The organism is Prescottella sp. R16 (assembly GCF_030656875.1).
In the GTDB taxonomy this organism is placed as follows: Bacteria; Actinomycetota; Actinomycetes; order Mycobacteriales; family Mycobacteriaceae; genus Prescottella.
The window spans coordinates 3,343,704-3,365,551 of the sequence record NZ_CP130943.1; the positions used below are offsets into that span (position 1 = coordinate 3,343,704).

The window sequence follows — 21,848 nt, forward strand, 5'->3', positions numbered from 1 at the left end:
CCGGTCCGGGTCTACCGCGGTTCGTGAATACCGGTGACCCGGGTCGGTGCCTCCGACCGGACCGGCGCCAGGAACGCCGCGAACAGGCTGGGCCGTCGCCGCTGCAGTTCCAGTCGGCCACCGTCCGCCTCGATGAGTGCCCGCGCGAGCGCCAATCCGACGCCCGTCGATCCGGCCCCGGAGAATCCGCGGTCGAAGATGTGCGGGGCGAGTTCGTCGCTGACGCCCTCCCCCTCGTCGGACACCTCCACGCACACGCGTGACCCGCGCCCACCCGACCCGGACACCTGACGCACCGACACCGTGCACGTGCCCGCACCGTGCTGCAGCGAGTTGTCGATCAGCACCGACACCGCCTCCCGCAGCCGCGACCCGGTCGTCGCCGACATCAGCCGCGGCTCGCCGCGCAACCGCAGGACCCGCCCGGCGTCCTCGAACGGCCCCTGCCAGTCGGCGACGACGCTCGCGAGTTCCCCGACCACCGACACCGGTTCCCGGTTCGCGGCGTCGCTGTCCCGCGACGACCGCACCAGATCGTCGACGGCGACGGTGAGCCGGTCCACCTGTGCCATCGCCTCCTCGGCCTCGTGCACCACCGCGGGATCGTCGTGTGTGGACAGTTCGTCGAGCCGCAACCGGATCGCGGTCAGCCGGCTACGCAGCTGGTGCGAGACGTCCCCGACGAGCGCATGCTCGCGTTGCAACCGCCGGGAAATCTCGACGGTCGCCGAATCGAGCACGTCGGACACCCGGTCGAGTTCCGGGATGTCGTGCCGGCGCGAGTCCGGGCGGAAGTCGCCTTCGGCGAGCCGCGCGGCCCGTTCGGCGACATCCTTGAGCGGGTCGGAGAGCCGTTTCGCGGTGACGACCGCGACGCCCGCACCCGCCCCGATGGACGCGAGGACCAGCATCGCGACCGCCCCGGCCGCCTGCCGTTGCAGTGACCGCATCCGATCCGACGGCATCTCGAGCCGCAGCGAACCGGACGTCCCCATCGACAGCGATTCGACCAGCGGGGACGGCACCGCAGCCTCACCGATGTCCAGGCGCGCTGCCCCCTCCGACGGCGTCGGGTAGACGACGACGAGTTTGCCTTTCTCGGGGACCACGAGCCGCAGCGACGTCGTGTCCAGGCCGCCCTCGACGACGCCGGTGCTGCCCTCCTGCCGGATGATTTCGGCGGCCATCCGGTCGAGCCGGGCCTGCATCTCGTTTCGGGTGAAGTCCTCCACCCACAGCCACGCCGTGTAGATGAGCGGGACACCGAGCAGCAGCCCGGTGAGCAGGACGACGGCGAGAATGGACAGCAGCAGTCTGCGACGCACTGGCGGTCCGCGCCTAGTCGGTGTTGATCCGGAATCCGACGCCCCGCACGGTCGCGATACGCCGGTCCGCACCCGTGCCCTCGTCGCCGATCTTGCGGCGCAGCCACGACATGTGCATGTCGAGGGTCTTCGATCCGCGCAGTTCCACGTCGCCCCACACCTCGCGCAGGATCGTCTCCCGGGAGACCACCTGCCCGGCATGCTCGAGCAGCACCCTCAGCAGCTCGTATTCCTTGTTCGCCAGCGCCACCTCGGACCCGTCGACGAGGACTCGACGGGCCGCGGGTTCGAACCGGATTCCGGGCACCTCGACGACGACGTCCTCGCCGCCTCCGCTGCGCCGCAGCAGCGCCCGCACCCGGGCCATCAGTTCGGCGAGCCGGAACGGTTTGCCGACGTAGTCGTCGGCACCGGCGTCGAGCCCGACGACGAAGTCGACCTCGTCGGTGCGGGCGGTGAGCATCAGCACCGCGAGGTCCAGGTTGTTGGCCCGGAGCTGACGGCACACTTCGAGCCCGTCCATCCCCGGCAGGCCGAGGTCGAGAATGAGGAGCTCGAACCCTCCGGTGAGCGCCTGTTCGAGTGCTGCCGGCCCGGTCTGTTCGACGGTGACGGTGTAACCCTCTCGCCCGAGCGCACGCGACAGGGGGGCGGCGATGGCCTCGTCATCTTCGGCAAGCAGTACGGCAGTCACGCACGACAGCCTACGGTCGCGTCGGCGGATACGGTTCGATTACCAACGTTTCCGATCATCGTGACGTTCTGGACCGGCCTCGTGGGTGGGTCGGTGGGTGGGGGCACCGTCGGCCGCTCCGGCGTCGAGGACCTGGCGATAGAGCAGTGCGTGCACCTGCTGGACGTCGGGGATGTCGTCGAACTCGAGCGGATCGTCGGACGACGCGACGATCATCAGCGTTCCGGTTTTCAGCAGCCGGTCGACGAGGCCGTGCCGGAACTGGACGTTGCTGATCCGATTCATCGGGATGTCGATGCCGGTGTGGGTGAGGACGCCGTGCCGGATCATGACGCGGCGATCGGTGACGAGGAAGTGCGTCGACTTCCACCGCAACGCCGGTACGAGGACCTTCCAGCCGACGAGGGCCAGCCATACGACGCCGACGAGTATCGACACCACCGGAACGGCACCGCCGGTGAGCCGCGACTGCGCCGAGCCGAGCGCGAAACCGGCTATCGCTGTCGCCAGTACGAAGATCGCTGCCGGTACGACGAGCATCTTCCAGTGCGGGTGCCGGTGCAGCACCAGTTCCTCGTCCGCGGCCAGCGCGTCCTGCGGGTATCCCATCCCACGAGTGTGACAGGACCTGCCGGCAACACCGTGCCACTGTACGGCGACTGCGGCGCGGCTGATGCGATCGAACGAACACTCGACCCGATGCTCGTCGTCGGGTCGGGTGTTTTCCGGCCCTCGACACCTGCGACGAATGTCGACCTTGTCACACCTTTCTCATGTAACGGTCGAGGCAATAGCCATACAGCGCTCCGAATTCGCAGTTCAGCCACCCGAACGAACGATCTACCCGAACAATCGTGAATTTCGAACGGCCACCCAATTCCGTCGGGGAAAGAAATTTGACTTACTCTTTGCCGCGCAAGTGGGGGTCGGGGCCCGCGAGACGATCTGTCGAGTGGCTAGGAAGTGGTAATGCGTACGAACAGTCTGATGTCGCGTGGGCTGAGGGGAGGGATCGCCGCGTTCGGTGCGCTCGCACTCGTGAGCGGGGCAAGCGTCGGCGTCGCGTCCGCCGATCCGGGCCTCCCCGGGCTCCCGAAGATCACGGTCCCGGGAATCCCGGACACCGGCTTCACGGCACCGGCATGTGAGGCGACCGAGTGGACCCCCACCGATCTGCAACTGACGATCGACGGCTCCAGGTTGGAGAGCTACAACGCCGGCAACGTCGTGCCGATGTACGGCAACAAGCCCGACACCCCCAGGGCCCCGGCAAAGTCGCATAGCTGCATGTCAGGCGGCATGAAGTAGATCGATCGGACGATGCGGGTCGCGGCCGTGATGCCGTAGCGCGGCTGCGATGTTGTCGTGGCCGGCCAACCGCAGGACGCTGACGACGGTGTTGCGGATGGTGGCCATCACCTGCGGACCGGTGCCGGTGCGGACGGCGGAGCGGTCTTCGTCGAAGGTGACGTCCCGGACCCAGTGCAGGCGGTTCTCGATCGCCCAATGCCCGCGAACCCAGCCGGCGACCTGCAGCGGAGCGGCAGAGGTCATCGGGATCGAGGTGACCAGGTAGACGACCTCGACGGATCTACGGCCCTTCCTGGTGACGGTGCGACGCACCTGCAACACCTGGCAGGCGTGTGGAAACCCGAGCCCACCGGCGACCTCGGTGGCCTTGATCGTGCGCTGCTCCCGCCGCCCGTGACCATACCCACCGGTCGACGACGAGACAGGAATCGCGTTCCACGGCAACGACTTCAACAGATCCCGCAGGACCTTCTGGTTGTTCTTGACGGTGAACACGTAATGCCCGCCCCGACCGACGATGTACTCGGCGGTGGCCCGCTGACAGTGCAGGGCATCCGCGGTGACCACCGCGTCGGTGAGGTCGAGTGGGGCGAGGAGGTCGGTGATCAGCGGGATCTCGTTGGTCTTCGCACCGACCTCGACCTGTCCGAGGACCACCCCGCTGCCGTGGTCGAGGGCGGCCAGCAGATGGGTGAGATGCCCGGCCGCGTCCCTCGCGCCTCGCAACGTCTTGCCGTCGACGGCGATCACCCGGCGCCCGTCGACCACCCGGGTTCGTAGCCACGCCCACATGCCGATGACCTGGTCCAACACGGCCGCGTCGACGCGGGCGAGGGTGCGGCGGATCGTCGATTCCGACGGCACCCGATCGGCCACACCCAGCTTCCCGAGCGCGTCTGCCGGCGCATCATGGACCCACTCTGCGATGGCGGTGAACGAGCGCGCGCCGGCGCACACCGCGGCCAGGGACACCGACAGGATCACCGTGAGCGGGTGCCGGACCCCACGCCGGGCCCGTGGATCGGGCACCCAGTCGAGCGCGTCGAGGATCCCGGTGTCGGACACTGGAACAGGCGTGGGAGAAGATGAGGCTGCGGGCACGACTCGTTCCTGGTTGTGACGATTGTGTAGGAACTTGAATCATCGCCGAGGCGGTCGTGCCCGCCCCAATCCGCGCTCTCGTCGAGCGTCATCTCGCACTGAAACCCCAGCTCAGCGTGTATCACTCACGACTTTGCCGGGCCCCTGCCGACACCCCCTACTGGGAAGAACCTCCGATCTGCGGTGTCCGCCAGGTCGACGGACAGCCCGTCGCCGCGTGGATGTTCTGCACCGACGGCGCCAGCGACACGTGCGCCATTCTCGACGAGAACGGCAACCCGGTCCACGGCTTCACCGGCGAACAGGTCGGCCCGATGCTCCCCCGGCCGACCAACGCGCGTCTCGACGACGACCAGGCGAAGGTTGTCGGCTACCTGCTGCAGCACGGTATCGAATGGAATGCGAACTACCCCGACTACGGCGGAACGGCCACCCGGGCCGACACGGCGTCCCAGCCGAACCGCCAGGCTCTCCAGCGTGCAGTCTGATGTGTCACCGACGGCCCGGGTCTGTTCCCGGACCCGGCGGACAAGGACAACTGCGGTAGGTACATCGGCGAGAAGCAGCAGCAGGACATCCTCGCTCTGATGCCGGACACCGAGGCCGTCCTCGACCTGTCCCGCACCGAACCGGCCCCCGGCGACGAACTCTCCGTCGGCGAGACTGCGCGGTTCACGCTGACGACGAACCTGGTCGATCAGCCGCTGACCCTCACCGTTCCGGCCGGCGCGACGGTCGAGGTGTGCGAGGGCGACGCGACGCTCGTCGGCGACACACTCACCGTCGCGAAGGCTGCCGGTGACACCGCCACGGTGGTCCTGTGTGTGACCTCCGATCAGGAGGGCACCGTCGATCTGTCGGTCGCGGGAATCCCGTCCGGCGACAAGAGCATCCGCTGGAACCAGGCGAACTCCGACATCACGCACGCCTACCCCGACGAGGCGTACCTGGACTGCCAGGTCTTCGCGACGTTCGACGAGAAGGAGCAGCTGACCTCCGCCGCCACCGTCACCTTCGTCGACGAGGACGGTGCAGGCGCCGGTTCGGGCATCATCGGCTCCGAGGACACCGGTTCGCTGGGGCTGGGCAGCCTCGGCAGTCTGGCTCTCGGTTCGCTGGGTCTGGGCAGCCTCGGCTCCGGTTCCCTCGGCGACCTGGGCAGCAGCGATCCGAACGGTTCGCTGGGTGGCGACGATCAGGGCAGCCTCGGCGGCTCGACCGACCCGCAGCCGACCACCCCGTCGCAGCCGACTCCGCAGCCGACCACCCCGTCGCAGCCGACCACGCCGCAGACCCCGGACGACAACCAGGGCAACGGCGGCCAGAACAACGGTGGCCAGCCCGGCGACAAGGCTCCGCAGGGTGAGCGTCCGCACGCCATCGACGGTGGCGGCGCCGAAATGAGTACTGCAACCAGGACCGGTGCCGGTCTTGCGATCGCACTGCTGGCTCTCGGTGGTCTGGGCGCGTTCGTGGCCGTGCGCCGCATGCGTGGCTAGCCTGAAACCGAACATCGACTGAAACGGCGCCCGGCCCGGTGCGTATCACCGGGCCGGGCGCCGTTTCACGAACTCCCGAGGACACGGCATGCGGACACGTGGCAGGCATCGGCGGCGGCCGAACCTGTTCTGGACCTTGACGATCGCGCTGGTCGCGGTGGTCGTGCTCGTGGCCGGTGGCGTCCTGCTGCTGCGGGAACCCCAGCAGCGGGTCGCGGCCGACCCGCGTCCTCCCGGGGTGTCCGAGAGCGCCGACGCCCCGACCTCGCCGCTCCCCGAGATCGGGCAGTTGCCGCCTCGCACACTGCTTCTCGGGCGGGTCGGGGTACAGGCCCCGATCGGGGTGTCGACGGTTCCCGGCGGCGTGCTCACCCCACCGAACGACGTGTCGACCGTCGGAATCTGGCTCGACGGCGCCACTCTCGACGCCGACGCGGGCACCACCCTGCTGGCGGGGCACGTCAACATGATCGGCCAGGGCAACGGCGCTCTGTTCGATCTGGCACTCATGCAGCCCGGCGATGTCGTCTACACCTCGGACGACGCCGGCTCACCCACGGCGTGGCGGGTGAGCCGGGTGGTCGAACGGGCCAAGGCCGACGGGGTCGAGGAGAGCGTCCTCGACGGTCCGACCGGCCCGCGCAGGCTCGCCGTCGTCACGTGCGGCGGCGAGCTGACGTACGACAACGGGGTCGGCGACTACGAGGACAACATCTACCTGTACGCCGACCTCGTGGAATAGTCCCGGCCGGTCACGCGGCCGCGCGACGCACGAGGAACGGTGCGGCGACGACGATGACGCCGTACAGGATCATCCAGACGGCGACGACGACGACGAACACGCCGAGCGACATCGTCGGCTGCAGCAGCACGATCGCACCGGCGACGATGCTGATCAGGCCCAGGACGATGCCGGCCGCACGGTTGCCGGGCACCTCGCTGGCGCCGGCGACGAGGTCGAGCACCCCGCGGAACACCCACCACGCGCCGATCACGAGTGTGATGACGATGAGCGTCTGCAACGGGCTGCGCAGGACCAGGAATCCGAGCAGCACGGCCAGCGCCCCGGACAGTCCGGTCAGGGTGCGGGATGCGGTGGGCGCGTTGACTTCCGCGAAGGACCGCACGATCTGGACGATGCCGAACGCGAACACCTGGATCGCGATGATCACCGCGGCGACCACGAGGGTCGCGTCGGGCCATACCAGCATCGCGACACCGAGGCCCACGGTGAGCAGACCGAACACGACGGTCAGTCCCGTCAGGAATCGGCCTGCGGCCTCGAGGTCCCCGGACCCGTCGGCCACCCATACGCCACCGGTCGGCTGCTCTTGCGTGTTCATCATGTTCCCCTCGTTGCACGATATCGATCGATCAGCGAGAACGTAGCAGTCGAACGGTGTTGTGAGAGGGCAGAAACGCTGTGGAATTCACCCGGCACGGGTGAGCCGGGGCGAGTGCTCGCGGCGGAGACTGCGTCCAGGCGACGTTTCCCTGTCACCGTCGCCCCTGTCACCGACCGAAGGGGATTCAGTGATGACGACTTCCACCCCGCCCTCGCACAGTTCGGGCAGCACCAAGCAGGGCTTCGCGGCGGGGGCGTCGATCGCCGCCGCAATCCTGCTCATGACCGTGGGAATCCTGCAGATCTTCCAGGGGATCTCGGCGCTCGCCGACGACGACATGTTCGTCGTCGGACCGCAGTACGTCTACCAGTTCGACCTGACCGCCTGGGGCTGGATCCATCTGATCCTCGGCATCGTGGTCGTTCTCATCGGACTCGGCCTGCTGACGGGGGCGACGTGGGCACGCGTGTGTGCCATCGTCATCGCCGCGCTGTCGATCATCGCGAACTTCCTGTGGATCCCGTGGTACCCGCTGTGGTCCATCCTGATCATCGCGCTCGACGTCGTGGTGATCTGGGCGGTCACCGCCTGGAATCCCGACCGCGCCTGAGGGTTTCGACGTTCAGACGGCACGCAGATGGGTGATGTCACCGGCCGATACCGCGACCGGTGACATCCCCGTCGGCGTGATGACGATGCGACCCTCGTGATCGATGCCGGTCGCGATGCCGACGAGTTCCCGGTCTCCCGGGAGTTCCGCGCGCACCAGCCGGCCGAGTGTGCCGCACCGCTCCCGATAGGCCGCGGCGAGATCGTCGACCTTCCATCCCGCGGCCTCCCATGCGCGCCACCGTGCGGCCAGGGCTCGCAGCAGAGCGCGGGCCAGCACCGAGCGGTCGGTGACCTCGGCGTCCTCGAGCAGCAGCGACGTGGCCGTCGGCACCGGCCGTTCGTCCGCGGTCAGGGTCACGTTGAGACCGACACCGACGACGACGGTCGGCACGGGCGTCGTCGACGCCACCTCCACGAGAATCCCGGCAAGTTTGCGGCCGTCGACGAGAACGTCGTTGGGCCACTTGAGATCCGCATCGACACCGGCGACGTCGCGCAGGGTGTCGACCACCGCGACCCCCACCAGCAGTGGCAGCCAGCCGATGTCCGCGAGGTCCAGTCCCGGCAGGTCGAGCACTGCCGACACGGTGAGCAGTGCCCGCGGCGGACTCACCCACGGCCGGGCGTGCCGGCCACGGCCGGCCGTCTGGTATTCCGCGATCAGGACGCTGCGCGGGTAGCCCGGCCCCTTCGGTCGGGCGAGGAGGTCGGCATTGGTGGAGCCGGTCTCGGCCACGATGTCGACGCTCGACCAGAAAGCGTCCGGGTCACCTCCGCCGCGCACCAGGGCACGGCGCAACACGTCGGCGTCGAGGGGCGGGCGGTTCAGGTCGGTCCACATCCGTCCAGCGTAGGGTGTGATTGAAAAGTGACTCGTCAGTAGCTTAGGTTGAACAATTCGGCCCGAAGAGACCTCACTCGAAAGCGGCCCGTCGCGCCTGGTTATGCTCACGAACCATGACCAGTGTTCAGGAGCCGGCCGCGGCGGAGGCGGCGAATACCCCGGATATCCACACCACGGCGGGGAAGCTCGCTGACCTGCGTAACCGCCAGGCGCAGGCAATGCAGCCGATGGGCGAGAAGGCCGTCGAGAGGGTCCATGCCAAGGGCAAGCTGACGGCCCGCGAGCGCATCGAAGCGCTGCTCGACGAGGGCTCGTTCGTGGAACTCGACGCCCTGGCCCGGCACCGGAGCACCAACTTCGGCCTCGCCGACAACCGTCCCGTCGGCGACGGTGTCGTCACCGGCTACGGCACCATCGACGGCCGCGACGTCTGCGTGTTCTCGCAGGACGCCACCGTGTTCGGCGGCAGCCTCGGCGAGATCTACGGTGAGAAGATCGTCAAGGTCATGGACCTGGCGCTCAAGACCGGCCGCCCGTTGATCGGCATCAACGAGGGTGCCGGTGCCCGCATCCAGGAGGGCGTCGTCTCGCTCGGCCTGTACGGCGAGATCTTCCACCGCAACATCCAGGCCTCGGGTGTCATCCCGCAGATCTCTCTGATCATGGGCCCGGCCGCCGGTGGCCACGTGTACTCCCCCGCCCTCACCGACTTCGTCGTCATGGTCGACGAGGCCAGCCAGATGTTCGTCACCGGCCCCGACGTCATCAAGACCGTCACGGGCGAGGACGTCACCATGGAGGATCTGGGCGGCGCCCGGACCCACATGGCCAAGTCGGGTGTCGCGCACTACGTCGCCTCCGACGAGCAGGACGCCCTCGACTACGTCAAGGACCTGCTGTCCTACCTGCCGAGCAACAACCAGGCCGCGGCGCCGCGCATGCTGCCGACGGATCCGATCGACGGCTCGATCGAGGACTCGCTCACCGACGAGGACCGCGAGCTCGACACGATCATCCCGGACTCGGCGAACCAGCCGTACGACATGCACGAGGTCATCCGTCGTCTCCTCGACGACGACGAGTTCCTCGAGGTGCAGGCCGGCCGTGCCGCCAACATCGTCGTCGGCTTCGGCCGCATCGACGGCCGCAGCGTCGGCATCGTCGCGAACCAGCCGATGCAGTTCGCCGGCTGCCTCGACATCGACGCCTCCGAGAAGGCCGCCCGCTTCGTCCGCACGTGCGATGCGTTCAACGTTCCGATCGTCACCCTCGTCGATGTCCCGGGCTTCCTGCCCGGCACCGACCAGGAGTACAACGGCATCATCCGTCGCGGCGCGAAGCTGCTGTACGCGTACGGTGAGGCCACGGTCGGAAAGATCACCGTCATCACCCGCAAGGCGTACGGTGGCGCGTACGACGTCATGGGCTCGAAGCACATGGGCGCGGACGTCAACCTGGCGTGGCCGACCGCGCAGATCGCCGTCATGGGCGCATCCGGCGCTGTGGGCTTCGTCTACCGCAAGGAGATCAAGGCGGCCGAGGCGAACGGCGAGAACGTCGACGCACTGCGCCTGGAGCTGCAGCAGCAGTACGAGGACACCCTGGTGAACCCGTACGTTGCGGCCGAGCGCGGCTACGTCGATGCCGTGATCCCGCCGTCGCACACCCGCGGACAGATCGTCTCCGCTCTGCGTCTGCTCGAGCGCAAGATGGTTTCGCTTCCGCCCAAGAAGCATGGGAACATTCCGCTGTGACAGCCACCACCCGGGAAGAAGTGCTCACCGACGCCGCTCTGCTCGACGCGTCGACGCTCGAAGGAGCCGTGTTGGCGGATGCAGTCGCCGGACTCGAACCGGCCGGGCTCGAAACGGCCGGGCTCGAGCCCGCCGCCACGACGACGCCGGTCGCGCCCGCGTTCAGCATCGTCAAGGGCAATCCGACGGACGAGGATGTCGCGGTCCTGGTGACCGTGCTGGCCGCCGCGTCGAGCTCGGCGGCACCGGCCGGTGACGGCCTGCCGCCCGAGACCTGGGGTGCCCCGACCCGCATGCATCGTGGGCACGCACCGTTCTCGCCGTACTCCTTCGGCACCCCGGTCGCGCCGCGCCCGTTCTGATGCTCGCTCCGAGCGGACGGTCCGCGCAGTGACCACACTGGTTCTCGCCTCGGCGTCCCCGGCACGGTTGACCGTGCTGCGGGGCGCCGGGGTCGAACCCGTCGTCCGGGTCTCCGGTGTCGACGAGGACGTCCTCGTCGACCGTCTGGGCCCGTCCGCGGCCCCCGAGACGGTCGTCACCACGCTCGCCGAGGCCAAGGCCCGCGACGTGATTCCCGCCCTGCTCGCCGACGGCATCACCGACGCCGTCGTGATCGGCTGCGATTCGATGCTGCACATCGACGGGCAGTTGCAGGGCAAGCCGCACACCGTCGACGTCGCGCGTCGACGCTGGCAGTCCATGGCCGGCCGCAGCGCGACGCTGCTCACCGGGCACAGTGTGCTCCGACTGGAGTCCGGCGAGATCACAGCGGCCGTGTCCGACTGCAGCGGCACCGTCGTGCACTTCGGTACCCCGTCCGACGACGAACTCGAGGCGTATCTCGCGTCGGGTGAACCGTTGAAGGTGGCCGGCGCCTTCACTCTCGACAGTCTCGGCGGCTGGTTCGTCGAACGCCTCGACGGTGATCCGTCGAGTGTGGTCGGGATCGGCCTGCCGCTCGTGCGTCGGCTGCTCGCCGACGTCGGGGTCTCCGTGGCCGCGTTGTGGGCCACCGCCCGGGTCCCCCGCTAGCGGCGGCTCCGGCTGCCGCTCCAGCTGCGTTCCATGGCAGCCGCCATCGCGGCCGCTTTCGTCTTGGCCCGCTCGGCGTCCGGTCCGGTGAACATCTCGTCGACCGTCTCGCACCACAGGTGCAGCCAGCGCGCCAGTTTCTCGCCCGCCAGATCGTGCTGCCGGTGCAGCGCGTCGTGCACCGCCACGAATTCGCCCTGGTAGCGGACGGTACGGAACAGGATCTGTTCCCAGAAGTCGCCGACGACCGGCAGGTGGGCCTCGAGTCCCACGATCGTCAGGATCTCGAACGCCGATTCCAGGACCGGGTCGGTGAGGGCCCGCTCGTAGAACGCCGTCACGAGCCGGTCGATGTCGGCGCGTCCGCGCAGGTCGGGGCGGCCGACGGCCGGCGCCTTCGAGGGAACGGTCACGGGTTCCGATCGTACCGACGGCGCTACCGGCGGGTAGAGCGCTCCGGTTCCGTTCGCTCCGTCGAACGAACGACCACTTAGAATCGTGAGTGGACCACCCTCCACACACCCTCCACAGGAGACCCTTCGTGCCCGTCGCACCCGACCCCCATCCCGCATTCGCCGCGTACGCCCATCCGGAGCGTCTCGTCTCGACCGAGTGGCTGTCCGTCCACCTGGGCACTCCCGGTGTGAAGGTGGTGGAGTCGGACGAGGACGTGCTGCTCTACGACATCGGTCATATTCCGGGCGCCGTGAAGATCGACTGGCATCTCGATCTCAACGACCCCGTCACCCGCGACTACATCGACGGCGAGGCGTTCGCCGATCTGATGAGCCGCAAGGGCATCGAACGCACCGACACGGTGGTGATCTACGGCGACAAGAGCAACTGGTGGGCGGCGTACGCGCTGTGGGTGTTCACACTGTTCGGGCACGAGGACGTGCGCCTGCTCGACGGGGGCCGGGACGCGTGGATCTCGGAGAACCGGGAGACCACGTTCGACGTTCCCGATCCCGCCCGCACCCGCTACCCGGTGGTGGAGCGCGACGATCACGCGATCCGTGCGTTCAAGGACGATGTGCTCGCCCATCTGGGTCGCGGCCCGCTCGTGGACGTGCGGTCGCCGCAGGAGTACACGGGTGAGCGCACCCACATGCCGGACTATCCGGAGGAGGGTGCGCTGCGCGGGGGTCATGTTCCGACCGCCGAGTCGATTCCGTGGGCGCGGGCCGCGGCCCCCGACGGCCGGTTCCGCGGCCGGGTCGAGCTCGACGAGATCTACGGGCACCTGTCCCCGGAGTCCGACGTGATCGCGTACTGCCGGATCGGTGAGCGGTCGAGTCACACGTGGTTCGTGCTCACCCATCTGCTCGGCTACCCGAACGTGCGCAACTACGACGGGTCGTGGACCGAGTGGGGCAACGTCGTGCGGGTGCCGATCGTTCGGGGCGAGCAGCCGGGCAGTGCGCCGGGCGTCGCCGGGGGCGAGGTGTCGTGAGCCTGCCCGACAGTCTCGCGGAGATCGTCGAGGACTTCGCTGCCGTCGACGATCGGGACAAGCTGCAGCTGCTGCTCGAGTTCAGCCGCGAGCTGGCTCCGCTGCCGCCGGAGCTCGAGCAGGAGGCGATGGAGCCGGTGCCCGAGTGTCAGTCGCCGCTGTTCCTGTTGGTCGACGACGCGGATCGGGAGCGGGTGCGGCTGCATTTCAGCGCGCCGGCCGAGGCGCCGACCACGCGCGGGTTCGCGTCGATCCTGCATCAGGGTCTCGACGGGCACAGCGCCGCAACGATTCTCGCGATCCCCGACGACTTCTATTCGGCGCTCGGGCTGGCGGACGCCGTCAGCCCGCTGCGCCTGCGTGGCATGAGTGCGATGCTCGCGCGCATCAAGCGGCACCTGCGGTCCTGACCGCCCTGCTGCGAAAAATCACCCGGGAGTGATCCTCCCCACAACTTCACTGTGACATCGTTCACCGCCGACACTGTTCACCGCCGACACCACGGCGGGACGAGAGATGGATTCTCCACAATGGAATTCACCGAGCTCGCGGACTACGCGCTCGCTCCCGGCATGCTCACCGAATGGCTACCCGAGGCCACCGCGCAGTGGGCCGACGACCCGCGTCCGGCGTCGTACATCCACGAGGCTCACCTGCGTCGCACCGCGGACGGCACCCACGACGACGGCCGCGAATCGTGGCTGGGGGCGGCGTTCCGGCTATCGGGACCGCTCGACCACGACGCGTTCCGGGTCGCGGTGCGCGAGTGGATCGACCGGCACGAGCCGCTGCGCAGTCACGCCGAACTCGGCGCCGACGGCCTGATCCGGCGGCGCACGGTGCCGCCGGGCGGTATCGATCTCGACGAGGTGCGGCACGAGTTCGAGTTCGACGAGGACACCGTCCAGGAGCGGGTCCTCGATCTGTTCGACGAATTGACGTCGCCGCACCGGTGGCCCGCGTACCTGTTCGTGACGCTCGAGCACACCGATCCGGAGGACGGCTGCACGGTGTTCTTCGCGGCCGACCATTCCCTGATCGACGGCTTCTCCGTGGTCCTGGTGGCGCACGAGCTGACCGCTCTGTACTGCGAGGCGGCTGCGGGCCCACCGGCACTGCTGGTACCGACGGGCAGCTACATCGATTTCGGTGCCGAGGAGCGGTCGGCGGCGGTCGGCGTCGACCACCGGCATTCCGCGGTGGACGTGTGGCGGGGTGCGCTGATGCGCAGCAAGGGACGGTTGTCGGAGTTTCCTCTCGATCTCGGTCCGAAGCCCGTCCGGCGGGTGGCGCAGCGGGCCGTGTCCGAGTGGGTGTTCGACGCCGCACAGGCGGCCGCGTTCAACGCGCTGTGCCATCGGTCCGGGCAGAACTTCTTCGCCGGCATCCTGGCGGGCGTCGCGGAGGCGAATCTCGCGTTGACCGGGAACACACTGCTGCGTACCGTCACCCCGGTCCACACTCGGCACGATCAGCGATGGGCGACGTCGCTGGGCTGGTTCGTCGGTCTCGCCCCGATCGAGTTCGACATCGCCGGCGCCCCCGACTTCGCGGCGGCCACCGCCCGTGCGGCCGAAGCGATCTCGGCGACGAAGCCGGCCGCGAAGATTCCGTTCGCCCGCGTCGAGGAAATTCTCGGGGTGCCGATCCGGCCGCGGTTCGTCGTGTCGTTCATGGACGTGCGGTTCGTGCCGATGGCGCAGGAATGGCCGGAGATCCAGGCGCGGGCGCTGCGCAGCCGGCACTACTCCCACGACGTCTACCTGTGGGTGAACCGGACACCACACGGGGTGAACGTCTCGGTCCGTTTCCCCGGCACCGACACCGCGACCGAGAACGTGGTGCGCTTCCTCGCTCACGTCCGGGAGGCGTTGACGGCAGCCCTCGGATCGGGAACTACTACTGGTCAGTAGGGTTGCGGCCTCGAATCGAGCACCTACTGTGTAACCGCTATCCGGTTTCATCGCCCCTTCGAGCGGTGCCTACACTCCGAAGAAGATGCCAACCGACACGTGCCGGTGACGCCACAGGCGAACCGCAGTGCCCGACCATGCGAAATACAGGAGGCTCAGTGCCCACTCCAGCCAGCGCGCAGATCACGAAGGTGCTCGTCGCCAACCGCGGCGAAATCGCTGTGCGGGTCATCCGAGCCGCGAAGGATGCCGGCTACGGTAGCGTCGCCGTCTACGCCGAGCCCGACGCGGACGCGCAGTTCGTGAAGCTCGCTGACGAGGCGTTCGCTCTCGGTGGCCAGACGTCCGCCGAGTCCTACCTGGTGTTCGACAAGATCCTCGACGCCGCCGCCAAGTCCGGCGCCGACGCCATCCACCCCGGTTACGGCTTCCTGTCCGAGAACGCCGACTTCGCGCAGGCCGTCATCGACGCCGGGCTGATCTGGATCGGCCCCTCGCCGCAGTCGATCCGCGACCTCGGTGACAAGGTCACCGCCCGCCACATCGCGGAGCGCGCCAACGCCCCGATGGCCGCCGGCACCAAGGATCCGGTCAACAACGCCGACGAGGTCGTCGAGTTCGCGAAGCAGTACGGCGTCCCGGTCGCGATCAAGGCCGCCTTCGGTGGCGGTGGCCGCGGCATGAAGGTCGCGCAGACCATCGAGGAGATCCCCGAGCTGTTCGAGTCGGCCACCCGTGAGGCCATCGCAGCCTTCGGTCGCGGCGAGTGCTTCGTCGAGCAGTACCTGGACAAGGCCCGCCACGTCGAGGCCCAGGTCATCGCCGACAAGCACGGCAACGTCGTCGTCGCCGGCACCCGCGACTGCTCGCTGCAGCGTCGTTTCCAGAAGCTCGTCGAGGAGGCGCCCGCGCCGTTCCTGACCGACGACCAGCGTCGTCGCATCCACGAGTCCGCGAAGGCCATCTGCAAGGAGGCCGGCTACTACGGTGCCGGCACGGTCGAGTACCTGGTCCAGGGCGACACGGTCTCGTTCCTCGAGGTCAACACCCGCCTGCAGGTCGAGCACCCGGTCACCGAGGAGACCGCGGGCATCGACCTGGTGCGTCAGCAGTTCCTCATCGCCAACGGCGAGGAGCTGAGCATCAAGGAGGATCCCACCCCGCGTGGCCACTCCTTCGAGTTCCGCATCAACGGTGAGGACGCCGGCCGCGGCTTCATGCCCGCCCCCGGCCCGGTCACCGTCTACAAGGAGCCGTCGGGCCCGGGTGTGCGTGTCGACTCCGGCATCGTCGCCGGCGACGTCATCGGCGGCCAGTTCGACTCGATGATCGCCAAGCTGATCGTCACCGGTGAGAACCGTGAGCAGGCCCTGCAGCGTGCCGCTCGTGCGCTCGCCGAGTTCGAGATCGACGGCCTGGCCACGGTTCTGCCGTTCCACCGCCACATCGTCGAGAACCCGGCCTTCGTCGGTGACGGCGAGAGCTTCGAGGTCTACACCAAGTGGATCGAGACCGACTGGGTGAACCCGATCGAGCCGTACGCCGGTGCGGGCGTCGCCGCCGACGAGGACGAGAACCTGCCCCGTCAGCAGGTCGTCGTCGAGGTCGGTGGCCGCCGCGTCGAGGTGTCGCTGCCCGGTTCGTTCTCGGTCGGCACGGGCGGTGCCCCCGCCGGTGCCATTCGGAAGAAGCCGAAGGCCCGCAAGCGCGGCGGTGCCGGTGCCGGTGCCGCGTCCGGTGACGCCGTCACCGCCCCGATGCAGGGCACCGTCGTCAAGGTCGCCGTCGAGGAGGGTCAGGAGGTCGCCGAGGGCGATCTGATCGTCGTCCTCGAGGCCATGAAGATGGAGAACCCGGTCACCGCCCACAAGGCCGGTGTCGTCACGGGTCTGTCGGTCGAGGCCGGCGCCGCCATCACCCAGGGCACGGTTCTGCTCGAACTGAAGTAAAGCCCCAAGGCACCTGTGCGCGGTCGGCGAGTCTCGGTACTCGCCGACCGCGCACAGCCATTTATGCTCGCTGTATGGCCGACCTTCCCGAGATCCGTATCGGTACCGCCGAACGAGAGCAGGCATTGAATCTCCTGACCCGGCACTTCGAGGACGGACGGCTCACGGTCTCCGAGTTCGACGAACGCAGCGGCATGATCGCATCGGCCACCACCCGCGGCCAGCTCGATCGGGTGTTCACGGATCTTCCGTCGTCCCCGGCTCCCGGCGGCGCGGCCACCGGACACGACGACGGCCGCACGTGGCGCAACACCGTCATGGCCGTGGTGCCGTTGGTGGCGCTCGCCCTGTTCTTCCTGGTGCCGATCGACAACAGCTGGCTGTTCTTCCTGCTGATCCCGGCGACCGGCGCGCTGCTGTTCGGGGGCCGGAAGGGCCACGGTGGCTGCTGATGGAACCGATCGAGATCAACGCCGGGACCTGGTATCTGCGGGGGCTGCGCGCCGACGACCGTGTCGACGACCGTCCCGCTCTCCGCGACGGCGGCATCGACGACCCCGGCTACGTGGCCGAACGAGCCCGCCAGTGGGCGGACGAGGATCATTTCTCGTGGGCGGTGTGCGAGCCGACGACCGGTGAAATGCTCGCCGAGGTGGGGGTGACGCCGCACGGCACCGACGGTGTCGTGCGCGGCTGGGCACGTCCCGGCCACGCCGACGCGCTCGCCGCCGCCACCGATGCCGTCCGCCGGTTCGCCGAGGGCGCCCTCGGTCTCGCCGTCGCGGACTGCTGAAGGCGCCGAGGATGCTCGACCGAATCGACGGACGCTGTGTACCGCTCGCGATCGCAACGGTGATCGTGCTCGTGATGCTGTTCTCCCCCGGATCCACCGTCCCGAGTGGACCGGAGAACAGCGACAAGGTCACGCATGCGCTGATGTTCGCGGCGCTCGCTCTCACGTCCCGCTACGCCCGCATCGGCGTGGCGTGGACCGCCGCCTGGCTGCTGGTGTTCGCGGCGGTCTCGGAGGTGTTGCAGGGGGCGCTGCCGATCCAGCGCAGCGGCTCGGTGTGGGACGCGGCCGCGGACGCCGTCGGCATCGGGATCGGCCTGGTGGCCGCGCGGGTGTTCGCGCGGCCACTGCGGATCACCGCGTAGCCGTCAGCTCTCCAGCAGGTGGGCGCGGATCGCGTCCTGTCCGGCGGTGTCGATGCCGAGGCCGTCGGTGAAGTAGCCCTCGATCGTCCCGAACGTCTCCTGCATCTGTGCGAGCGCCGCGTGCAGGTATTCGGCGCGGACCCCGAGGATGTCCTTCAGGGTTTCCGGGTCGCCGCCGGCCGCAGCGAACTTGTCGAACGCGCTCGCGAACGTCGGCAACAGCAGCGTGTTGGTGAGCAGGTAGTCGTGGAAGACGTCGTCCTCGTCCACGCCGAGGAGCAGCAGCAGTGACGCTGTCGCCCATCCGGTGCGGTCCTTGCCGGTGGTGCAGTGCACGAGCGCCGGTAGCGTCTCACGGGCCGCGAGATCGGTGAACATCGCCCGATACGACGCGACCGCGCTCGGCATCGTCACGAAGTCCCGGTAGCTGCCCAGCATGTAGCCGTGAGCCTGATGTTCCCCGAGCATCGACACCGCGATCGACGGATCCTTCAGGAACGCCTTCATCTGCGCGGGCACCGCCTGGGTGGCGCGGTCCGCGAGGACGTCGAGCGGCACCTCCCGCGCCGACGACGGGAGCCGGTCCGGGGCGGCCACCCGCTCGGCATGCGTCCGCAGGTCGAACACCGTGACCAGGCCCAGCTCCGCGAGACGCGGGGCGTCGTCGACGGTGACCTTGCTCAGATCCGTCGACCGGAAGAAGCGGCCCGCGGCGACCGTCGCCCCGTCGCGGGTGCGGTGGCCGCCGACGTCCCGCAGGTTGGGAACCGATTCGATCACGATGCTCGTCTCCGGCGTCTCCGGCGTCGTCGTCATGCGCCCAAACTAGCCCAGTTTCTTCGTCCGCAGCTCGTGACCCTTGGACGTCTTGCAACGCCCGGTCTCGAGGTCCCACTGCCAGCCGTGCAGGTTGCACGTCAGGTTCGTGCCCTCGACGACACCGAACTTGGACAGGTCGGCCTTGAGGTGCGGGCAGCGCCGCTGGATCTCGTAGCCGCCCATCTCGATGGAGGCGCTGTCGTCGTGGGCCTCGGCGAACCAGCCGTCGGCGTACGCGATGCGCTCGTCGGTGAGGCATTTGAAGAACGTGTAGAGGAACTCGTTGTAGCCGCCGACACGCCACGCCTCGAAGCGGGTGGACAGGAAGATCGTGTTGACCCAGTCGGGCTCGTCGTCACGCAGGACGGTGCGCACCAGTTCGGGTGCGATGCGGAAACCGTAGCGGTACTTGCCGTCGCCGTCCTGCGGCTCGCGGACGGTGCGGTTCGGGAAGTCGAGGACGACGGTCTCGTCTCCCATCACCAGGCCGACGGGGTAGCCGATGCCGTCGCAGATCAGATCGGACTGCGCCATGATCGGCTCGAACTTGGCCTTGAGCGGCCCGAGCAGTGGTTCACCCTCGGCGGGCGCCCACGTGGCCTTCTCGGCCTCGATGACCGGTGCGAGACGCTGCGCCATGTCCTCGATGTAGGCGGCCTTGTCGGTGAAGATCTTGTCGACGTCGGCGTCCGGGATCGGGTGTGTGAGCGTGGCCTTGTCGCCGTGGATGTCGACGGTCGAGCCGGGGATCATCAGCAGGCCGCCGTCGTTGCCGTGGATGCGCATCTGCTCGAGGAACACGATCTGGTCGGGGAAGATGTTGCCTTCGTCGCCGTGATCGTCGTTGAGATCCCGCAGCGCAGGATCGAGGAACACCGGCGGGCCCGCGGACGGCACCACCCACGTGGCACCGACCTGGTCGATGTAGCTGCGGCAGCGGTCCATGCCGCGCTGACGCTTCTGCTTGCCGAAGTTGCGCTTGGTGCCGGCCGGGATGTCGTAGACCATCGGGTACCAGATGGCGCCCGAGTACTGCAGCAGGTGGATGTCGACCTTGCCGAACGCCTCGAGCATCGGATCCATGTCGATGGGCCGGGCGTCGTTCATGTTGAAGCACACGGTCTCGCCGTCGGAGACCACCAGACCGGAGTCGCCGATCGGGCCGTCCGCGGGCGCGCGCAGCGCGATGATCATGACGTCCAGGTCACCCTTAGGGCCTGTGACGGTGTGCTTCACGGAGTCCTGTGTCTCGAAGAACTTGGTGAAGCCCAGCTTGCGGAGTTCCCGCTCGAGGTCCGGCACCGGGTAGTCCGGCAACAGGACGGTCGCGTCCTTGTTGACGTGCTTGCTCAGTGTCTCGGGATCGAAGTGGTCCTTGTGCAGGTGCGAGACGTACAGGTAGTCGACGTCGCCGAGGGCGTCCCAGTCGAGTCCGGTGTTGTCCGGGAACGGGAACCACGACGCGAAGTACGCGGGGTTCACCCACGGGTCGCAGAGAATCGCCCCCGCTTCGGTCTGGATGTGGAATCCGGCGTGTCCGACGCTGGTGATCTGCACTCGTCTGCCTCCTCGATAGACCGCGTCAATCGTAACGAGAGTGTCGGACGTCGCGCCGCCACGCACCGCCGATGTGGGACGGAACACCGGGGATCGGGGACTTCGGTCCCTACGTGGGCCTCTACGCGTGGGCTCGGGCGAGCACCCGGTCGATCGCGTCGACGGCGGCGTCGAGTTCGGCGATGGTCACGGTGAGCGGTGGCCGGAACCGGATACCGCGCACTCCGGTCGGCAGGATCAGCACGTGCTCGCGTTCACGCAGTGCGGTGACGGTGTCGTCCCGGAACTCGGGGGTGGGCAGCGTGATCGCGCACATCAGGCCGCGGCCCCGTGGTTCGGTGACAGCGTCGTGGCTCGCGGCCAGGTGCTCGAGCCGGGTGAGCAGATGGGCGCCGCACAGCCGGGCCCGGTCGATCAGCCGGTCCTCCTCGATCACCTCGAGGATGCGCCGGGCCCGCACCATGTCGGTGAGGTTGCCGCCCCACGTCGAGTTGATCCGTGAGCTCACCTCGAACACGTTGTCGTGCACGCGGTCGACGCGGCCGCCGGCCATGATGCCGCACACCTGGGTCTTCTTGCCGAACGCGACGACGTCGGGAGTGACACCCAGCTGCTGGTAGGCCCACGCGGTGCCGGTGAGCCCGCAGCCGGTCTGCACCTCGTCGAGGATCAGCAGGGCGTCGTGTTCCAGGCACAGCTGCTGCATGCGGGCGAAGAACTCGGGACGGAAGTGGTGGTCGCCGCCCTCCCCCTGGATCGGTTCGGCGAGGAAGCAGGCGATGTCGTGCGGGTGTTCGGCGAATGCCCGCCGGGCCTGCGCGAGGGTGCGCTGTTCCGCCGCCTCGATGTCCCGGCCGTCCGTGAGGTACGGGGCGTCGATGCGCGGCCAGTCGAACTTGGGGAACCGCGCGATCTTGACGGGGTCGGTGTTGGTGAGTGACAGCGTGTAGCCGCTGCGACCGTGGAACGCCTCGGTCAGGTGCAGCACCCGCGTCCCCAGCGCGGGATCGAGCCCGTGGGTCTCGTTCAGACGGCTCTTCCAGTCGAACGCCACCTTGAGCGCGTTCTCGACCGCGAGGGCGCCACCGTCGACGAAGAACAGGTGCGGCAGTGCCGGATCGCCGAGGACGCGGGCGAACGTGTCGACGAACCGGGCCATCGGCACGGTGTACATGTCGGAGTTGCTGGGCTTGTCGATCGCGGCCGCCGCGAGTTCGCGCAGGAACTCGTCGTCGTCGGCGAGCGCCGGATGGTTCATGCCGAGCGCCGACGACGCGAAGAAGGCGAACATGTCGAGGTACGCGGTGCCGTCGCGGAGGTCGACCACGTGGGTGCCGCGCGAGTTCTCCAGATCGAGGACGAGGTCGAATCCGTCCGTGAGCATGTGCGCTCGCAGGACGTCGTGTACTCGCCCGGCCGGAAGGTCCGAGTCACCGGCCGCGGGGCGGACCGCGGTGCTCATGCACCCAGACTACGTC

25 protein-coding genes are annotated in these 21,848 nt (G+C 68.5%); 15 read left to right on the forward strand and 10 right to left on the reverse strand.

The window, feature by feature from the left end:
- Positions 1 to 11 precede the first annotated feature (11 nt).
- Genes Q5696_RS15655 through Q5696_RS15665 form a run of 3 tightly spaced genes read right to left on the reverse strand, consistent with a single transcriptional unit; the run spans position 12 to position 2,628 of the window.
- Complete coding sequence (locus tag Q5696_RS15655; protein WP_305092219.1) at positions 12 to 1,325, reverse strand: sensor histidine kinase; 1,314 nt, start codon at positions 1,323 to 1,325, stop codon at positions 12 to 14.
- A gap of 13 nt (positions 1,326 to 1,338) precedes the next feature.
- The gene (locus Q5696_RS15660) at positions 1,339 to 2,019 is read right to left on the reverse strand and encodes a response regulator transcription factor (RefSeq protein ID WP_305092220.1); all 681 of its coding nucleotides are present in this window, start codon (positions 2,017 to 2,019) and stop codon (positions 1,339 to 1,341) included.
- Between the two features lie 39 nt (positions 2,020 to 2,058).
- Positions 2,059 to 2,628, reverse strand: coding sequence for a PH domain-containing protein (locus tag Q5696_RS15665; protein WP_305092221.1), 570 nt, complete (start codon positions 2,626 to 2,628; stop codon positions 2,059 to 2,061).
- Positions 2,629 to 2,988: 360 nt separating this feature from the next.
- Here Q5696_RS15665 and Q5696_RS15670 point away from each other — a divergent pair, with 360 nt between their 5' ends.
- Complete coding sequence (locus Q5696_RS15670; RefSeq protein WP_305092222.1) at positions 2,989 to 3,327, forward strand: hypothetical protein; 339 nt, start codon at positions 2,989 to 2,991, stop codon at positions 3,325 to 3,327.
- Here the strand turns inward: Q5696_RS15670 and Q5696_RS15675 are convergent.
- On the reverse strand, positions 3,310 to 4,395 hold the full coding sequence (locus Q5696_RS15675) for an ISAs1 family transposase (RefSeq protein ID WP_305091797.1): 1,086 nt from the start codon (positions 4,393 to 4,395) through the stop codon (positions 3,310 to 3,312). The two genes, Q5696_RS15670 and Q5696_RS15675, sit on opposite strands and share 18 nt — an antisense overlap.
- Positions 4,396 to 4,487: 92 nt before the next feature.
- Here Q5696_RS15675 and Q5696_RS15680 point away from each other — a divergent pair, with 92 nt between their 5' ends.
- From Q5696_RS15680 to Q5696_RS15690, 3 genes are all read left to right on the forward strand, one after another.
- Positions 4,488 to 4,919: a hypothetical protein gene (locus Q5696_RS15680; protein WP_305092223.1), complete on the forward strand. Its 432-nt coding sequence runs from the start codon at positions 4,488 to 4,490 to the stop codon at positions 4,917 to 4,919.
- 99 nt (positions 4,920 to 5,018) lie between these two features.
- On the forward strand, positions 5,019 to 5,930 hold the full coding sequence (locus tag Q5696_RS15685; protein WP_305092224.1) for a hypothetical protein: 912 nt from the start codon (positions 5,019 to 5,021) through the stop codon (positions 5,928 to 5,930).
- An 88-nt stretch (positions 5,931 to 6,018) separates the two neighbouring features.
- A complete protein-coding gene (locus tag Q5696_RS15690) occupies positions 6,019 to 6,672 on the forward strand; it encodes a class F sortase (protein ID WP_305092225.1) in 654 nt (217 codons plus the stop codon).
- A gap of 10 nt (positions 6,673 to 6,682) precedes the next feature.
- Here the strand turns inward: Q5696_RS15690 and Q5696_RS15695 are convergent, their stop codons facing one another.
- Positions 6,683 to 7,273 carry an HdeD family acid-resistance protein gene (locus Q5696_RS15695; protein WP_370654943.1) on the reverse strand — a complete coding sequence of 197 codons (591 nt, stop codon included), beginning with the start codon at positions 7,271 to 7,273 and terminating at the stop codon, positions 6,683 to 6,685.
- Positions 7,274 to 7,466: 193 nt separating this feature from the next.
- Between Q5696_RS15695 and Q5696_RS15700 the strand changes: the two genes are divergently transcribed.
- The gene (locus Q5696_RS15700) at positions 7,467 to 7,886 is read left to right on the forward strand and encodes a DUF7144 family membrane protein (RefSeq protein WP_305092227.1); all 420 of its coding nucleotides are present in this window, start codon (positions 7,467 to 7,469) and stop codon (positions 7,884 to 7,886) included.
- 12 nt (positions 7,887 to 7,898) lie between these two features.
- Here Q5696_RS15700 and Q5696_RS15705 read toward each other — a convergent pair whose 3' ends face one another.
- Positions 7,899 to 8,729: a biotin--[acetyl-CoA-carboxylase] ligase gene (locus Q5696_RS15705; RefSeq protein ID WP_305092228.1), complete on the reverse strand. Its 831-nt coding sequence runs from the start codon at positions 8,727 to 8,729 to the stop codon at positions 7,899 to 7,901.
- Between the two features lie 116 nt (positions 8,730 to 8,845).
- Here Q5696_RS15705 and Q5696_RS15710 point away from each other — a divergent pair, with 116 nt between their 5' ends.
- Genes Q5696_RS15710 through Q5696_RS15720 form a run of 3 tightly spaced genes read left to right on the forward strand, consistent with a single transcriptional unit; the run spans position 8,846 to position 11,521 of the window.
- A complete protein-coding gene (locus Q5696_RS15710; RefSeq protein ID WP_305092229.1) occupies positions 8,846 to 10,486 on the forward strand; it encodes an acyl-CoA carboxylase subunit beta in 1,641 nt (546 codons plus the stop codon).
- The gene (locus Q5696_RS15715; protein WP_305092230.1) at positions 10,483 to 10,848 is read left to right on the forward strand and encodes an acyl-CoA carboxylase subunit epsilon; all 366 of its coding nucleotides are present in this window, start codon (positions 10,483 to 10,485) and stop codon (positions 10,846 to 10,848) included. The genes Q5696_RS15710 and Q5696_RS15715 overlap by 4 nt, the downstream gene beginning before the upstream one ends.
- Positions 10,849 to 10,876: 28 nt before the next feature.
- A complete protein-coding gene (locus tag Q5696_RS15720) occupies positions 10,877 to 11,521 on the forward strand; it encodes a Maf family protein (protein ID WP_305092231.1) in 645 nt (214 codons plus the stop codon).
- On the opposite strand, the gene Q5696_RS15725 is transcribed toward Q5696_RS15720, so the two are convergent.
- Entirely contained in the window at positions 11,518 to 11,934 is a 417-nt protein-coding gene (locus tag Q5696_RS15725) for a group III truncated hemoglobin (protein WP_305092232.1), read from the reverse strand. The two genes, Q5696_RS15720 and Q5696_RS15725, sit on opposite strands and share 4 nt — an antisense overlap.
- 128 nt (positions 11,935 to 12,062) lie before the next feature.
- On the opposite strand from Q5696_RS15725, the gene Q5696_RS15730 reads away from it, so the two are divergent.
- The 7 genes from Q5696_RS15730 to Q5696_RS15760 all read left to right on the forward strand — a co-directional run bounded on the left by Q5696_RS15730 (position 12,063) and on the right by Q5696_RS15760 (position 17,994).
- A complete protein-coding gene (locus Q5696_RS15730; RefSeq protein WP_305092233.1) occupies positions 12,063 to 12,974 on the forward strand; it encodes a sulfurtransferase in 912 nt (303 codons plus the stop codon).
- Complete coding sequence (locus Q5696_RS15735) at positions 12,971 to 13,384, forward strand: SufE family protein (RefSeq protein WP_305092234.1); 414 nt, start codon at positions 12,971 to 12,973, stop codon at positions 13,382 to 13,384. Before Q5696_RS15730 ends, Q5696_RS15735 begins: the two co-directional genes overlap by 4 nt.
- A 120-nt stretch (positions 13,385 to 13,504) precedes the next feature.
- Entirely contained in the window at positions 13,505 to 14,887 is a 1,383-nt protein-coding gene (locus tag Q5696_RS15740; RefSeq protein ID WP_305092235.1) for a condensation domain-containing protein, read from the forward strand.
- 158 nt (positions 14,888 to 15,045) lie between these two features.
- Positions 15,046 to 16,836 (forward strand): acetyl/propionyl/methylcrotonyl-CoA carboxylase subunit alpha, encoded by a 1,791-nt coding sequence (locus tag Q5696_RS15745; protein ID WP_305092236.1) that lies wholly within the window; start codon positions 15,046 to 15,048, stop codon positions 16,834 to 16,836.
- Between the two features lie 74 nt (positions 16,837 to 16,910).
- Entirely contained in the window at positions 16,911 to 17,288 is a 378-nt protein-coding gene (locus tag Q5696_RS15750) for a DUF1707 SHOCT-like domain-containing protein (protein ID WP_305092237.1), read from the forward strand.
- Entirely contained in the window at positions 17,288 to 17,629 is a 342-nt protein-coding gene (locus tag Q5696_RS15755) for a hypothetical protein (RefSeq protein WP_305092238.1), read from the forward strand. The genes Q5696_RS15750 and Q5696_RS15755 overlap by 1 nt, the downstream gene beginning before the upstream one ends.
- Before the next feature lie 11 nt (positions 17,630 to 17,640).
- Positions 17,641 to 17,994, forward strand: a complete 354-nt coding sequence (locus Q5696_RS15760) for a VanZ family protein (RefSeq protein ID WP_305092239.1) — start codon at positions 17,641 to 17,643, stop codon at positions 17,992 to 17,994.
- A gap of 3 nt (positions 17,995 to 17,997) precedes the next feature.
- Here Q5696_RS15760 and Q5696_RS15765 read toward each other — a convergent pair whose 3' ends face one another.
- From Q5696_RS15765 to lat, 3 genes are all read right to left on the reverse strand, one after another.
- Positions 17,998 to 18,810: a tyrosine-protein phosphatase gene (locus Q5696_RS15765; protein WP_305092240.1), complete on the reverse strand. Its 813-nt coding sequence runs from the start codon at positions 18,808 to 18,810 to the stop codon at positions 17,998 to 18,000.
- Between the two features lie 9 nt (positions 18,811 to 18,819).
- Complete coding sequence (locus Q5696_RS15770) at positions 18,820 to 20,370, reverse strand: MBL fold metallo-hydrolase (protein WP_305092241.1); 1,551 nt, start codon at positions 20,368 to 20,370, stop codon at positions 18,820 to 18,822.
- A gap of 121 nt (positions 20,371 to 20,491) precedes the next feature.
- The gene (lat, locus tag Q5696_RS15775; RefSeq protein ID WP_305092242.1) at positions 20,492 to 21,832 is read right to left on the reverse strand and encodes an L-lysine 6-transaminase; all 1,341 of its coding nucleotides are present in this window, start codon (positions 21,830 to 21,832) and stop codon (positions 20,492 to 20,494) included.
- Positions 21,833 to 21,848 lie beyond the last annotated feature (16 nt).

What these genes read in the sequence shown, in the direction of transcription:
- Q5696_RS15740 (WP_305092235.1), top strand. Translation starts at nt 13,505, where the DNA reads ATGGAATTCACCGAGCTCGCGGACTACGCGCTCGCTCCCGGCATGCTC.
- Q5696_RS15710 (WP_305092229.1), top strand. Translation starts at nt 8,846, where the DNA reads ATGACCAGTGTTCAGGAGCCGGCCGCGGCGGAGGCGGCGAATACCCCG.
- Q5696_RS15750 (WP_305092237.1), top strand. Translation starts at nt 16,911, where the DNA reads ATGGCCGACCTTCCCGAGATCCGTATCGGTACCGCCGAACGAGAGCAG.
- Q5696_RS15705 (WP_305092228.1), bottom strand. Translation starts at nt 8,729, where the DNA reads ATGTGGACCGACCTGAACCGCCCGCCCCTCGACGCCGACGTGTTGCGC.
- Q5696_RS15765 (WP_305092240.1), bottom strand. Translation starts at nt 18,810, where the DNA reads ATGACGACGACGCCGGAGACGCCGGAGACGAGCATCGTGATCGAATCG.
- Q5696_RS15700 (WP_305092227.1), top strand. Translation starts at nt 7,467, where the DNA reads ATGACGACTTCCACCCCGCCCTCGCACAGTTCGGGCAGCACCAAGCAG.
- Q5696_RS15685 (WP_305092224.1), top strand. Translation starts at nt 5,019, where the DNA reads ATGCCGGACACCGAGGCCGTCCTCGACCTGTCCCGCACCGAACCGGCC.
- Q5696_RS15760 (WP_305092239.1), top strand. Translation starts at nt 17,641, where the DNA reads ATGCTCGACCGAATCGACGGACGCTGTGTACCGCTCGCGATCGCAACG.
- Q5696_RS15695 (WP_370654943.1), bottom strand. Translation starts at nt 7,273, where the DNA reads ATGAACACGCAAGAGCAGCCGACCGGTGGCGTATGGGTGGCCGACGGG.
- lat (WP_305092242.1), bottom strand. Translation starts at nt 21,832, where the DNA reads ATGAGCACCGCGGTCCGCCCCGCGGCCGGTGACTCGGACCTTCCGGCC.
- Q5696_RS15755 (WP_305092238.1), top strand. Translation starts at nt 17,288, where the DNA reads ATGGAACCGATCGAGATCAACGCCGGGACCTGGTATCTGCGGGGGCTG.
- Q5696_RS15665 (WP_305092221.1), bottom strand. Translation starts at nt 2,628, where the DNA reads ATGGGATACCCGCAGGACGCGCTGGCCGCGGACGAGGAACTGGTGCTG.
- Q5696_RS15670 (WP_305092222.1), top strand. Translation starts at nt 2,989, where the DNA reads ATGCGTACGAACAGTCTGATGTCGCGTGGGCTGAGGGGAGGGATCGCC.
- Q5696_RS15690 (WP_305092225.1), top strand. Translation starts at nt 6,019, where the DNA reads ATGCGGACACGTGGCAGGCATCGGCGGCGGCCGAACCTGTTCTGGACC.